Origin of the sequence: Rudaea sp., from assembly GCF_036560865.1 — a bacterium.
GTDB lineage: Bacteria > Pseudomonadota > Gammaproteobacteria > Xanthomonadales > Rhodanobacteraceae > Rudaea.
The window spans coordinates 1-13,262 of sequence record NZ_DATBQK010000137.1 but is presented as its reverse complement, the minus strand read 5'-3'; the positions used below and the strand labels follow the sequence as shown (position 1 = coordinate 13,262).

Here is a 13,262-nt window from a genome sequence, read left to right as displayed (position 1 = left end):
GGGAAGACGGGAAGACGGGAAGACGGGAAGACGGGAAGACGGGAAGACGGGAAGACGGGAAGACGGGAAGACGGGAAGACGGGAAGACGGGAAGACGGGAAGACGGAGAAGCATCCTCTCTGCTCTGCCGTCTCTTCGTCTATCCGTCTTCCCGTCTCCCCGTCTCCCCGTCTCCGCACCCTACGGCAACAACGCCATCAACGCATCGTGCAGCAACGGCCGGCGCCAGCCGTCGAGCGCTGCGGGCCAGGCGCGGTCGGCGAGCAGGGATTCCAGATGTCGGCGCGAGCAAAGCAGCCCTTCGGGCAGGTCCAGCGCATTCGCGACTTTGGCGACGGCCTCTTTCATCGCGGATGCGGCGCGCTTTTCGGCGTTGCTCATCGGCGGCGGAATCGGCGCGATGGCGCGGTCATCATCGGTCAACGGCGCCTGCAGTACGGCAAGCAGTTGCGTGCGCTGCGCGCTGCGCAGGGCGCGCAGTCCCTTCGTGCGTTCGAACAGTTCGTCGACACTCGCGGGCGGCTGCGCGGCGAGATTGAGCGCATGCGCATCGTCGAGCAGCCACGGGCGCGGCTTGTCGAGCGCGCGCGCGCTGGCGTCGCGCCAGAGCAGGAGGCGGCGCAGCAACGCCTGGTTGTCGCGCGGCCAGTCGGCGGCACCGCGGAACGCGCGCTGCGGTTGCGTGTCGGGCGTGGAGTGACGCACGCGCTCGATCATGCGCCGGCAGTCCTCGGCGAGCCACTCGCTGCGGCCCAGCACGCGCAGTTTTTCGCTGAGCAGCGCATGCAGTTCGGGCAGGTGTGCGACATCCTGCGCCGCGTAATCGAGCTGCGCGGGACTGAGCGGGCGCTGCAGCCAGTCCGAGCGCGTTTCGGATTTGGGCAGATCGATGCCGAGCAGCAAGGCGACGAGTTTCTGGTAACTCAGGCCAAAGCCGAGCCCGGCCATCGCCGCGGCGATCTGCGTGTCGAACAGGTTGGCCGGCCCTTCGGGCACGATCATGGCGAGCGCTTCGAGATCCTCGCTGGCGCTGTGCATCACGCACATGCACGCCGCATCGCGCAGACGCACCGCGAGCGCGGCATGCGCGTCGAGCCTGGGCGCATCGAGAAGTGCGGTTACGCCGTCGATATTCACCTGCAACAACGCTAGCCGCGGCGTGAAGGTATTGGTACGCATGAACTCGGTATCGAGACCGATCAATGCATGCGCGGGACGCAGGATCATCCAGGCGTCTAGCGCGGTCGGGTCGTCAATCCATTGGTACATCAGGAAACCCTGTGTTCACGGGTGGGTCGAATCAGGACGGTCAGAAACCACGAATGGTTTCGCGTCGCCGCCGCGATTTGTCGCGAGGGTGGACCGCGACTCAGTTGCGAGGCGAAGGCGCATAGCCTAAGGTGCAGCCGCAGGATTGTCAGTCAAAATATTTGAACCAGACCAATGCCGGGTAGTGAAGTCGTCCAGAAACAGAGCGTGCTCGGCGGCATCGCGGGAATTGCGCTGCTTCTGTTCGCGCTGGTTTATCGTTTCTACCCGAACTTGCCGAGTACCGCGCCGCCGTCGCCGCTGCCACGCAGCGCAGCCAATTCCGACAACACGATGTTGACTGCGCAAGCGCAACAGCCGGCGCCCGTTGCGCCTGCCGCCACGCCTGCAGCGGACGACTCGGCGGCTGCGACGCAATGGGGTCCACCCGCGAGCTTGGCGCCGCCACCGCCACCGCCGCCGAAGGCGATTGCGGCCCTCCTCAAGAAAGCCGATGCCGCGTTCGACCGGGGGCGTTTGCTTGAGATCAAGGATGGTGCGCTCGCGCTGTATCGCCAGGCGCTCAATGGCGACGCGAGGAGTGCCGCGGCCAAGGCTGGAGTGGAAAAAGTACACAATGCGATTCTGCAGCAGACCGGCGACGCGCTCGATCGCGGCGACGAGAACGAATCCGCGCGCCTTATCGCCGCGCTGCAGGATTTCGCGCTCGACGACAACAACGTCGCGGCCCTGCAGACGCGCTTGAAGAAACTGCGCCAGACCACGCCGCTGCTCACGCGCGCGGCCGAATTGTTGCACCAGGCCGCAAGCGAGGCGAGCGCAGGCAAGGATCAAGCCGCCGCACTCGACGTTTACCGCCAGATCATGAAAATCGATCCGGGCAACAAGCTCGCCGATCAGGGGCTCGCGCAGATCGAGCGTGGCTACCTGGATCGCGCGCTCGGCGCGGCGGCGCAGGACGATTTCGGCGGCGCCGATCAGACGCTGGCTGCGGCCTCCTCAATCCGTCCGGGCTCGCACGAACTGCTCGATACGCGCACGCGGATCGAAGGCATCCGCCGACAACGCGCGACGGCGGTGATGTCGCAGGCGAATTCCGCGCTCGACGCAGGCAATCCCGATCTTGCCCAGCTGCTCGCGCAGAAAGCGCTGGGCTTGAGCCCCGATGTCGCCGGCATCGATGTGTTCAACGAGCGTCTGCACAACGCGCGCCTGTATGCGAATTACAAGCCGGGACAGGTCATCAGCGATGCGTTTGTCGATCGCAACGGCAAGGCGCCCCCGCTCATCGTCATTCCGACCGGCAGTTTCATCATGGGCTCGCCGGCGCAGGAGAGCGGACATCGCAGCAGCGAGGAACCGCAGCGCGAGGTGAAGATCAGCGTCGGCTTCGCGCTCGGCCGCGACGAGGTCAGTGTCGCGGAGTTCCGTACCTTCATCGACGACGCCAACTATCAAACCGACGCGGAAAAACTGGGCAGTTCGATCATCTATGACGAGGAGTCCGGACGTACACTGGAGCGTCACGGCATCACCTGGCGCAAGGATTACAACGGCGAGAGCGCCGGCGATACGCTGCCGGTGATCCATGTGTCGTGGAACGATGCGCACGCATATGCGCAATGGTTGTCCACGCGCACCGGCAAGCATTACCGCTTGCCGAGCGAAGCCGAATACGAATACGCGTTGCGTGCCGGCAGCGCGACGCGCTTTTGGTGGGGCGACGGCAATCCGGCCAAGCCGCTGGCGAACCTGACCGGCGATGGCGATCGCTCGCCGACGAGACACTTGTGGGCGAATTCATTCCCACACTACAGCGACGGCTACTGGGGACCGGCACCGATCGGAAAATTTCCGGCCAATCCGTTCGGCCTGCGCGATATCGACGGCAACGTTTCCGACTGGGTCGAAGACTGCTGGCACGACAGTTATCTGCGCGCGCCGGCGGACAGTCGTGCCTGGGTCAATCCGGGTTGTGAACGCCGCGTCGTGCGCGGAGCATCATGGGGCAGCGCGCCGGATCAGGCACGTTCGGCATTCCGCGGCAGTCTTCCCGCCGATGCGCGCAATGCGCAGGTCGGCTTGCGGGTCGCGCGCGATTTGTAGTCGCGGCAAGAAAATCCGCGCGTCGATTTTTGTATACACGAGTGGCAAAGCGCCTATACCACCGGCTGCGCGCGCGGAACCCCATGTGTGCCGATTCCTGAGCACCCGGGTCCAAGTCAAGCCCTTATTTGCTAAATTATGTGATGTAAGTCACATAAATTGTTGTATTGCGAAGTTTTTTGTTGACCGAGAGATAAACGCGTGATGAATATGAACCATCTGGCAACCCCCTGACCGCCAGATGCACCGTACAGGATTTTTTTCTGCGCGGCGCACACAAACCGCAATCCTTACCTGAAAGGAAAATCCGATGAAAACGCACTTCGAACTCAACGGTTCCCTGACCGAATTGAGCAGCTACCCGATCTGGGCGCAGGACATGGTTGCCGACTGCGCACAGGTCAAGCAATCTGTCCTCGATCACGAACTTTTCGCCATGATGCGCGAAGCGAAACTCGATCTGCAATCTACCAGCAACTTCATGCTCGGCATCTGGCCGGTGATCGAGCGTTTCCCCGGCTACATGGCTCTGAGTCTTCTGAAGACGCAATTCGGTCGCAGCGCGGGCGACAATCTTGCGCGTCGCTGGCTGGTGCGCAATATCCGTGTCGAGCAGAATCACGCCGAACATTGGCTTAGCTGGGCCGAGGGCGCGGGCGTTGCGCGCGAGAAAGTCCTGCACGGCAGACCCCCGCATCAAGCGGCCACACTCTCCAACTGGTGCGAGGAAGTCTGCAAGAGCGACTCGCTTGCCGCTGGCGTCGCCGCAACCAACTATGCCATCGAAGGCGTGACCGGCGAATGGTCGCAGTTCGTTTACGACAGCGAGACCTATCGCAACAGTTTCCCCGCGGAAGCAAGAACCAGCAGTCTGCGCTGGCTGCAGCTGCACGCCGCCTACGACGATACCCATCCGTGGGAGGCGCTGGAGATCGTCTGCACGCTGATGGGAACGGCGCCGGCCGCGTACGAAGTCGCGCACCTCGGCGAGTGCATCAAGCGCAGTTACATGAGCATGCGCCTGCTCGCGGACCGTTGCGTCATGCCCAGCCGTGTCGTCCAGGTGGCGATCGCCGAGGCAGCGTGATCGTGGGTCTGACTGGTTACAGGTATCGGATATGATGCGTTTGTGATGAGAAGCAAACCGCTCGCTTCGCAACAGGACTTGGCGCGGCGCTTGTTGCCGCTGGTCTGGGGGCTATTGGCTCTCGTAGGCTTCCTTGTTGCCCTGATCTGGGGAGCCTTGAAGCTGCAGATCGCTCTCGCCGCACTTCTCAACGGCGAGAGCGTTTGGTCCAAGGCGCAGAAGCAGCTGGTGATCGATCTCGATGCCTACGCGGCGAGCGGCGACCCGCAAAACCTGACCAGTTTCCAGAACAACTTCACCCTGCTTGAGTACGACCGTTTCGCGCGCAACGAAACCGCCAAGGAGAGCTTCAACTACGAAGAGGTGGTTGCGGCCCTGAGCCACCGCAATGCGATAACCGAGGCAATTCCGGTAGTGATCTTCATGTTCGTGCATTTGCCGAACGCGCCCTACCTCAAGGACGCTCTGCAGGCATGGCGATCGACGGACAGCGCGATCGACGAGCTCAAGCTCATCGCGGAGCAAGTGCAGCATGCGCGCACCGCGGATACATGGTCCAGTCAGGAAATGACCCGGCAGAGGACGCGTATTGCCGAACTGAACAACTACATCCAGCCGCGCAGCGATCTCTTCTCCCAGGCGATCGCCGAGGGCGCATCGTGGCTGGGGAAAGTGTTGTTCATGAGCGTGCTTGTAGCCGCCTGCATCGCCGCACTGCTTTGGCTGCAGATGGCAAGCAGGATTCTCGCCGGCATCCGCGGCAGCGAAGAACGATACCGCCTGCTGTTCGACAATGCCGCCGATGCGATCGTCATGATCGATGATTCCAGCGGGATTATTCTGGATGCCAACCGCACGGCGGCATCGTGGGTTCAGCGCAACTCGCAATACCTGGTCGGCATGCATTTCGCGCATCTGTTCGCCGAGAGCAGTTCGTCCAGTGGCCTGGGTGCTACGGCCGGTGCGTTACGCGCAAGCGACGGCAGTACGCGGCTGGTCGAGATGCAGAGCAGTTTTGTCGTCTGGGGACAAAAAAACGTACGCCAGGCGATCATCCGCGACGTTTCCGAGCGTGTGGCGATCGAGCAGGAGCGGCGCATCGCCGCCGAAGCTCTCGCGGCGATCGCCGAAGGCGTGGTCATCGCCGACGCCGAGCGCAAGGTGATTACCGCCAACGACGCGAGTTTCGCGATCACCGGTTTTTCTACCCAGCGGCTGCAGCGCTTTCCGTTCGGCGATACGCGCAGCTTGCCCGACAGCCGGCCGTTGCCCGCCGCGATATGGGACACCATCGCCAAGGTCGGCCACTGGCATGGCGAAGTGCAGAGCAGACGCCACGACGGAACGATCTACCCCGAGCGCTTGAGCATCAGTGCGATCCGCGACGATTTCGGCAAGGTCCAGCACTACGTAGCCGTATTCGCCGATATTTCGGCGCACAAGGCGCATCAGGCCCGGCTCGAGCATATGGCGACACGCGATATTCTCACCGGTCTGATCAATCGCGCGGAATTCGAATCGCATTGCGCCCACGCGATAGAAATTGCCGCGCAGGAGCATCATGCGCTGGCGGTGTTGTTCATCGACCTGGACGCCTTCAAGAGCGTCAATGACAGCTTCAGTCATGGCATCGGCGATCGCCTGCTGGTCAAGGTGGCCGAGCGTATCCAGCGACAGCTCGGCGGCGCCGGGGAGGTCGCGGGGCGTATCGGCGGCGATGAGTTCACCGTGCTCGTTCCCAAGCTCGATACGCGCGAGGACGCGACCGGGCTCGCGGCGCGTCTGCTGTTGGCGCTGTCCGAGGCCTATCTGATCGAGGAGCAGGAAATCGTGCTCAGCGCGAGCATCGGCATTGCCGGCTATCCGCTCGACGGCAGCGATGCAATCTCGCTCATCGCCAATGCCGATGCGGCCATGTATACGGCGAAAGCGTCCGAGCGCAATGCGTTCCGCTTTTATCTGCCGATCATGCACGCGAATGCGCGCCGGCGCCTGCGCCTCGCTGCGGACCTGCGTCAGGCATTGGCGAACGACGAATTCAGCGTGGTTTATCAGCCAACGGTGGAACTGCGCAGCGGCCGCATCGTCGCGGTCGAAGCGCTGCTGCGCTGGCAGCATCCGGAACGCGGCGAAGTACCGCCCGCGGAATTCATTCCGATGGCCGAGAGTCTGGGCCAGATCCGCCAGATCGACCAGTGGGTCATGCAGACCGTGCTTGCGCAATTGACGGCGTGGAATCAGTCCGGAGTGCCGCCGATCCGCGTGGCATTGAACGTTTCCGCCAGCTGGTTTGGCCATCCGGCATTCGTGGAATTCCTGACGCGTGCCTTGCAGGCATCACAATTGTCGGCGGACCGGCTGCTGCTCGAAATCACCGAAAGCTCGATCCTGCGTCTGGGCGAAGACACCGACCGCACGATGAAAGCGCTGCAGGCGCTCGGCGTCTGCGTCGCGATCGACGATTTCGGCACCGGATATTCGTCGATGGCCTATCTGAAGCTGCCGGCAGTGACCTATCTCAAGATCGACCGATCCTTCGTCAGCGGATTGCCCGACAACGCCAACGACTCAGCGATCATCCAGGCCATGCTGGCCATCTCGCAGAGCCTGGGCTTGCGCACGATCGCCGAGGGTATCGAGAGCGAGGCGCAGCACGACTTCCTGCTGCGCTCAGGTTGTGCCGAGGCACAAGGCTTCCTGTATTCGTATCCGCTGAGCGCTGCGGAAATCAGCCACCTGTTGAGCCCCAACCCCAAGCTGGGCAAGACGAAATTGCAGCTGGTCGCGACCAAGCGCTAGTCAGTGCTGGCTCGACCGCAGCGACGAAATCCGTTGCGCCGATTCAGCCTGGTTTCGTCGGGCTGTCGCGCAGTTCGCGGCGCAGGATCTTGCCGACATTCGTCTTCGGCAGCGAGTCGCGGAATTCGATGATCTTGGGCAGCTTGTAGCCAGTCAGGTTGGCGCGGCAGTATTCCTTGATCGTGGCTGCGGTCAGGTTCGGATCCTTCTTCACCACGACGACTTTCACCGCCTCGCCGGATTTTTCGTCCGGTACGCCGACCGCGGCGACTTCGAGCACGCCCGGGCAGGCGGCGACCACATCCTCGATCTCGTTCGGGTACACGTTGAAGCCGGAGACAAGGATCATGTCCTTCTTGCGGTCGACGATGTAGAAATAACCTTTTTCATCCATCCTGGCGATATCGCCGGTGTGCAGCCAGCCGTCGGGCGTGATCACTTTGGCGGTCTCGTCGGCACGCTGCCAGTAACCTTTCATCACCTGTGGGCCCTTGACGCAGAGTTCGCCGACTTCGCCCTGGGCCAGCAAGTTGCCGTTGTCATCCTGGATGCACACGTTGGTGGAGGAAATCGGCAGGCCGATCGAGGCATTGTACTCGGCGAGATCAAGCGGATTGATGCACGCGGCGGGTGAGGTTTCGGTCAGGCCGTAGGCTTCGACCAGAGTACACTTTGTCACTTTTTTCCATTTTTCCGCAACCGTGCGCTGCACGGCCATGCCGCCGCCAAGAGTCAGGCGCAGGTGCGAGAAGTCGAGCTGATCGAAGCCCGGCGTGTTGAGCAGGCCGTTGAACAACGTATTGACGCCGGTGATCACGCTGAACGGCACCTTGGCCAGTTCCTTGACGAAGCCGGGCATGTCGCGCGGATTGGTGATCAGCAGGCTGAGCCCGCCGATCTGCATGAACACCAGGCAGTTCGCGGTCAACGCGAAGATGTGGTACAGCGGAATCGCGGTGATCACGACTTCCTCGCCTGCGCGCAGATTGGTGCCCAGCCAGGCCGCGGCCTGCAGCATGTTCGCGACCATGTTGCGATGGGTCAGCATCGCGCCCTTGGCGATGCCGGTGGTGCCGCCGGTGTACTGCAGGAACGCGATGTCGTCGTGGCCCACGTCGACTTTCGGCAGCTTGCCCAGTCCGCCCAAGGTCAACGCATCGTTGAAGCGTACCTCGTTGTCGATGCGATAGGCCGGCACCATCTTCTTCACGTGGCGGACGACGAGATTGGTGATCAGCGATTTCGGAAAACCGAGCATGTCGCCCAGTGCCGAGGTGACGACATGCTTGACGCTCGGCGTCTGCGGCAGGACTTCGGCCAGCGTGGCGGCGAAATTGTCGAGTACGACGATCGCACTGGCGCCGGAATCGCTCAGTTGATGCTTCAGTTCGCGCGCGGTGTACAAGGGATTGGTGTTGACCACGGTCAGGCCGGCACGCAGAACGCCAAACACGACGATCGGATACTGCAGCACGTTCGGCAGCATGATCGCGACGCGGTCGCCTTTCTTCAGCTTCAGATCGTTAAGCAGGTACGCGGCAAACTGGCTGCTCAGGCGATCGATGTCGCCGTAGGTCAGCGTCTTGCCCATGTTCGTGTACGCGGGGCGGTGACGGAACTTGTCGCAGGCCGTTTCCAGCACATCGGCGATCGAGCGGTAGGTGTTCACATCGATGTCGGTCGGCACACCGGCCGGGTAGCTGGCAAGCCAGGGGCGATCGCTGTTCGTCGTCATTACTCCCTCCACTGAACTTTGGATATTTATTGTTGGCCTTGGCTTACCCAATGCCAAAGCCTGTTCGAACCGCGATTTCAACACGCGAGTACCCGGCCGGCAAGCGGCATCGCAACGTAGTGGTGATCAGCGTCGACCGCGCTAGCTCGATTCGCTCGCCGACAATTTTGGCAAAGCTTTGTAAAGAATGGTTAGACCGCCAACAAAACGCCCGACCGCTGTGCGATGCGCGCACGCTTTGCGAGGCCATTCGCGCGAAGATCGCAAGCGGCGGTTAGGGCGGAGACTCGTGCGCGCGGCGAGAAACGGCGCGAATGTCTCGCGCCGTTTTCGTCTATTCAGGCCGTGGACAAGACCGCTCAGGCGGCTTTCGAACTCGCCGCTAGCTGGCGCAGCACGTAAGGCAGCAGGCCACCGTGGCGGAAGTATTCGACTTCCTTCGGCGTCAGCAGCAGCACCTTGACCTTGAAACGCTTCTCGCCGGCGTCGCCTTTGGCGACGACGCTGATCTCTTTCGCGGCACCGTCATTGAGACCCGCGATCTCGAATGTTTCGTCGCCCTTGAGGCCGATGCTCTGCGCGTTTTGGCCGCCGGTGAACTGCAGCGGCAGCACGCCCATGCCGACCAGGTTGGAGCGATGGATACGCTCGAAGCTTTCCGCGATCACCGCCTTCACGCCGAGCAACATGGTGCCCTTTGCCGCCCAGTCGCGTGAGGAACCGGTGCCGTATTCCTTGCCGGCAATGACGACGAGCGGAACATTTTCCTTTTTATACTTCATCGCGGCGTCGTAGATCGGTTGTTTTTCGCCATCGGGGTAGTGCAGCGTATTGCCGCCTTCCTCGCCGCCGAGCATCAGGTTCTTGATGCGGATGTTGGCGAAGGTGCCGCGCACCATCACGTCGTCGTTGCCGCGGCGCGAGCCATAGGAATTGAAATCGGCCTTGACCACGCCGTGCGCCTGCAGGAACTGACCGGCGGGCGAGGTGGCCTTGATGTCGCCGGCCGGCGAGATGTGATCGGTGGTGATCGAATCGCCGAAGATGCCGAGCACGCGCGCACCGCTGATGTCCGAGATCGTGCCGACCTGCATGCGCATGCCGTCGAAATAGGGCGGGTTCTTGATGTAAGTGGATTTGTCTTCCCAACCGTAGCGCTCGCCCACCGGTGCGTCGATCTGGTTCCAGCGCGAATCGCCTTTGAACACATCGGCGTAGTTGTGCTTGAACATGTCCGGGCCGACTGTGCGCGCGATCACGTCGCCGATTTCCTTGTTCGTCGGCCAGATATCTTTGAGGTAAACCGGATTGCCGTCGCTGCCGGTGCCAAGCGGCTGCGTGTTGAGATCGATATCGACCGTGCCGGCGAGCGCGAACGCGACGACCAGCGGTGGTGAGGCGAGATAGTTCATCTTCACCTCGGGATGCACACGGCCTTCGAAGTTGCGATTGCCCGACAGTACCGAGGCGACGACGAGATCGCCGTCGGCAACGGCTTTGGAAATTTCTGGCGGCAGGGGACCCGAGTTGCCGATGCAGGTCGTGCAGCCGTAGCCGACGACGAAGAAGCCGAGCTTTTCCAGCTCTGCAAGCACGCCGGCTTTCTTCAGATAATCGGTGACCACGAGCGAGCCCGGCCCGAGCGAGGTCTTCACCCACGGCGCGGCCTTGAGACCTTTTTTTACTGCGTTGCGCGCAAGCAGACCGGCACCGAGCATCACCGCGGGATTGGAGGTGTTCGTACATGAGGTGATCGCGGCGATCACCACGGCGCCGTCGCGCAGCTTGAAGCGCTGGCCGTTGCGCGAGACCGGTTGACCGGCGCCGTTGACGCTGGCGTCGTGACCGACCGCGGTGTCGCCGCCTTCGTTGGCGAAGCGCGCTTCGGCGCCGTTCTTCGGCGTGCGGTTCGCGGCCAGCGCGGTCAGCGAATCCCTGTAGCTCTTGCCGACGTCGCCGAGCAGCACGCGATCCTGCGGACGCTTGGGACCGGCCAGCGACGGTTTCACGTCGGCGAGATTCAATTCCAGCGTCGAGGAAAATTCCGCTTGCGGCGTATTCGCGTCGTGCCAGAGGCCCTGCGCCTTCGCATACGCTTCGACGAGCGCGATCAAGGCCTCGTCGCGGCCCGACAGGCGCAGATAGGTCAACGACTCGCTGTCGATCGGGAAGATGCCGCAGGTCGCACCGTACTCGGGCGCCATGTTGGCGATCGTTGCGCGGTCGGCCAAGGGCAGGTACGGCAGGCCATTGCCGTAGAACTCGACGAACTTTCCAACCACGCCGTGCTTGCGCAGCATCTGCGTCACGGTCAGCACGAGATCGGTCGCGGTCGCGCCTTCGGGCAGCGCGCCGGTAAGTTTGAAGCCGACGACCTGTGGAATCAGCATCGACGAAGGCTGGCCGAGCATCGCCGCTTCCGCTTCGATGCCGCCGACGCCCCAGCCGAGCACGCCGATGCCGTTGATCATCGTGGTGTGCGAGTCGGTGCCGAACACGGTATCGGGAAACGCCCAAGTCTCGCCGTCCTTCTCCGCGGTCATCACCACGCGCGCGAGGTATTCGAGATTCACCTGATGCACGATGCCGGTGCGCGGCGGCACGACCTTGAAATTGTTCAACGCCGTTTGCCCCCAGCGCAGGAAGCTGTAGCGCTCCTGATTGCGCGCGAATTCGGTCTTCACGTTGAAATCGAGCGAATCGGCCGCGCCGAACTGATCGACCTGCACCGAGTGGTCGATCACCAGTTCGGACGGAATCAGCGGGTTGATTTTCTTCGCGTCACCACCGAGCTTGACGATCGCATCGCGCATCGCCGCCAGATCGACCACGCAGGGTACACCGGTGAAATCCTGCAGCACCACGCGCGCAGGCATGAACGCGATTTCGGTGTCCGGTTCCTTGGTCGGTTGCCAGTTGGCGACGGCTTCGATTTCCTTGGCAGTGACAGTGACACCGTCTTCGAGGCGCAACAGGTTCTCGAGCAGGATCTTCATCGAATACGGCAGGCGCGTGATATTGAACTTCTGACCGAGTTTGGCGAGGCTCGCGATCGTATAACGCTTGCCGTTGACTTCCAGCGTGTCGCGGGTGGCGAAGGAATCGGTCATGGTGAGGCTCCTGGCATCGAGGGTGCGACTGGTGAATCAGCCCGTTATTATCGCGCAGACACCAGTGCCGCGGTAGGGGCGCAGCTCAATAGGTACGCGCTCTACGAACCGCTCAAGGTGCATTGCGCGAGCAGACCGCGCGCGAGCATTGCGTACTGATGGCGGCGAAATAAAAGACGCCATTGCGAGCCGCCGACCTGGCGCCAGAGCACGGCGGCGCGGATCGCGGCGAGCAGGAGTGCGCGGATCTGCGCGACTTGCGTATCCTGGCGCAGAAACTGCGGTTCGCCTTCGACGACGATGCGCGGCTGCAGTTTGGAAATCGTGTCCGCATACAGCTGTGCAAGACGCGCCATCACAATCGGGTTGGCCGGCTCCGTGCCCGCGGTCTGTTGCGCGATCGACTCGATGCCCGCGCGCAGCGCGCCCAGCGTCTGCGGCCGGCGCGCGAGCTTGGCGCGCACGCGCAGCACCGAAATGGCGATGCGCGTGATCGCCAGATCGCGCTTGACGTCGTCGAGCTGCGCGATCAGCGTTTCCAGACCCAGGCGCAGATTGCCGATGCCGCCGAATACATCCGCCGGACTCGTCGCATCGATTTTGAAGACGCTCGCGAGGCTTGGCTGCATCGCCACGCTGTCGCCACTGCCGCGCGTCGCCGTCGCGCGCACCAGCGCGATCGCCTGAAACATGCCCGCAAGTGCGATGACTCGTTCTTCCCTCACGCCCCGCTCCGCAGTCCGCCAAACGGCGCATCGGTCGCGTCGATCACGCCGCCGCCAAGACATTCCTCGCCACGATAGAATACGACGGATTGGCCCGGAGTTACCGCGCGCTGCGCGCTGTCGAATTCCACTTCGCATTCGCTGCCTTGCATGCGCACCAAGCAAGCCTGGTCGGTTTGACGATAGCGCGTTTTCGCCGTGCAGCGAAATTCGGCGGCCGCTGGCGTTGCCGCAGTCCAGCTCAACTGGCTGGCGCGCAGATGCCGCGACTGCAGCCATGCGTTTTCACCGCCCTGGGCGACATACAGCACGTTCTGCGCGACATCCTTGCCGACCACATACCAGGCGGTGCTGGCCGCGCCGCGGCGGCCGCCAATGCCAAGGCCGTTGCGCTGACCCAGGGTGTAGTACATCACGCCGTCGTGCTCGCC

The 13,262-nt window shown here is 62.7% G+C and carries 8 protein-coding genes; 3 read left to right on the top strand and 5 right to left on the bottom strand.

The window, feature by feature from the left end:
- Positions 1-180: 180 nt before the first annotated feature.
- Entirely contained in the window at positions 181-1,269 is a 1,089-nt protein-coding gene (locus VIE67_RS13335) for a ribonuclease D (RefSeq protein ID WP_332026935.1), read from the bottom strand.
- A gap of 174 nt (positions 1,270-1,443) precedes the next feature.
- On the opposite strand from VIE67_RS13335, the gene VIE67_RS13330 reads away from it, so the two are divergent.
- From VIE67_RS13330 to VIE67_RS13320, 3 genes are all read left to right on the top strand, one after another.
- Positions 1,444-3,375, top strand: coding sequence for an SUMF1/EgtB/PvdO family nonheme iron enzyme (locus tag VIE67_RS13330; protein WP_332026934.1), 1,932 nt, complete (start codon positions 1,444-1,446; stop codon positions 3,373-3,375).
- A gap of 310 nt (positions 3,376-3,685) precedes the next feature.
- Positions 3,686-4,462, top strand: coding sequence for an iron-containing redox enzyme family protein (locus VIE67_RS13325; RefSeq protein WP_332026933.1), 777 nt, complete (start codon positions 3,686-3,688; stop codon positions 4,460-4,462).
- Between the two features lie 45 nt (positions 4,463-4,507).
- Entirely contained in the window at positions 4,508-7,261 is a 2,754-nt protein-coding gene (locus tag VIE67_RS13320; protein ID WP_332026932.1) for a putative bifunctional diguanylate cyclase/phosphodiesterase, read from the top strand.
- A 43-nt stretch (positions 7,262-7,304) separates the two neighbouring features.
- On the opposite strand, the gene VIE67_RS13315 is transcribed toward VIE67_RS13320, so the two are convergent.
- From VIE67_RS13315 to VIE67_RS13300, 4 genes are all read right to left on the bottom strand, one after another.
- Positions 7,305-8,996: a long-chain-fatty-acid--CoA ligase gene (locus VIE67_RS13315; RefSeq protein WP_332026931.1), complete on the bottom strand. Its 1,692-nt coding sequence runs from the start codon at positions 8,994-8,996 to the stop codon at positions 7,305-7,307.
- 359 nt (positions 8,997-9,355) lie between these two features.
- A complete protein-coding gene (gene acnA, locus VIE67_RS13310) occupies positions 9,356-12,106 on the bottom strand; it encodes an aconitate hydratase AcnA (RefSeq protein WP_332026930.1) in 2,751 nt (916 codons plus the stop codon).
- A gap of 101 nt (positions 12,107-12,207) precedes the next feature.
- On the bottom strand, positions 12,208-12,831 hold the full coding sequence (gene hflD / locus VIE67_RS13305) for a high frequency lysogenization protein HflD (protein WP_332026929.1): 624 nt from the start codon (positions 12,829-12,831) through the stop codon (positions 12,208-12,210).
- A partial coding sequence (locus VIE67_RS13300) for an aminomethyltransferase beta-barrel domain-containing protein (RefSeq protein ID WP_332026928.1) occupies positions 12,828-13,262 on the bottom strand: 435 nt, incomplete at its 5' end. The genes VIE67_RS13300 and hflD, both read right to left, overlap by 4 nt.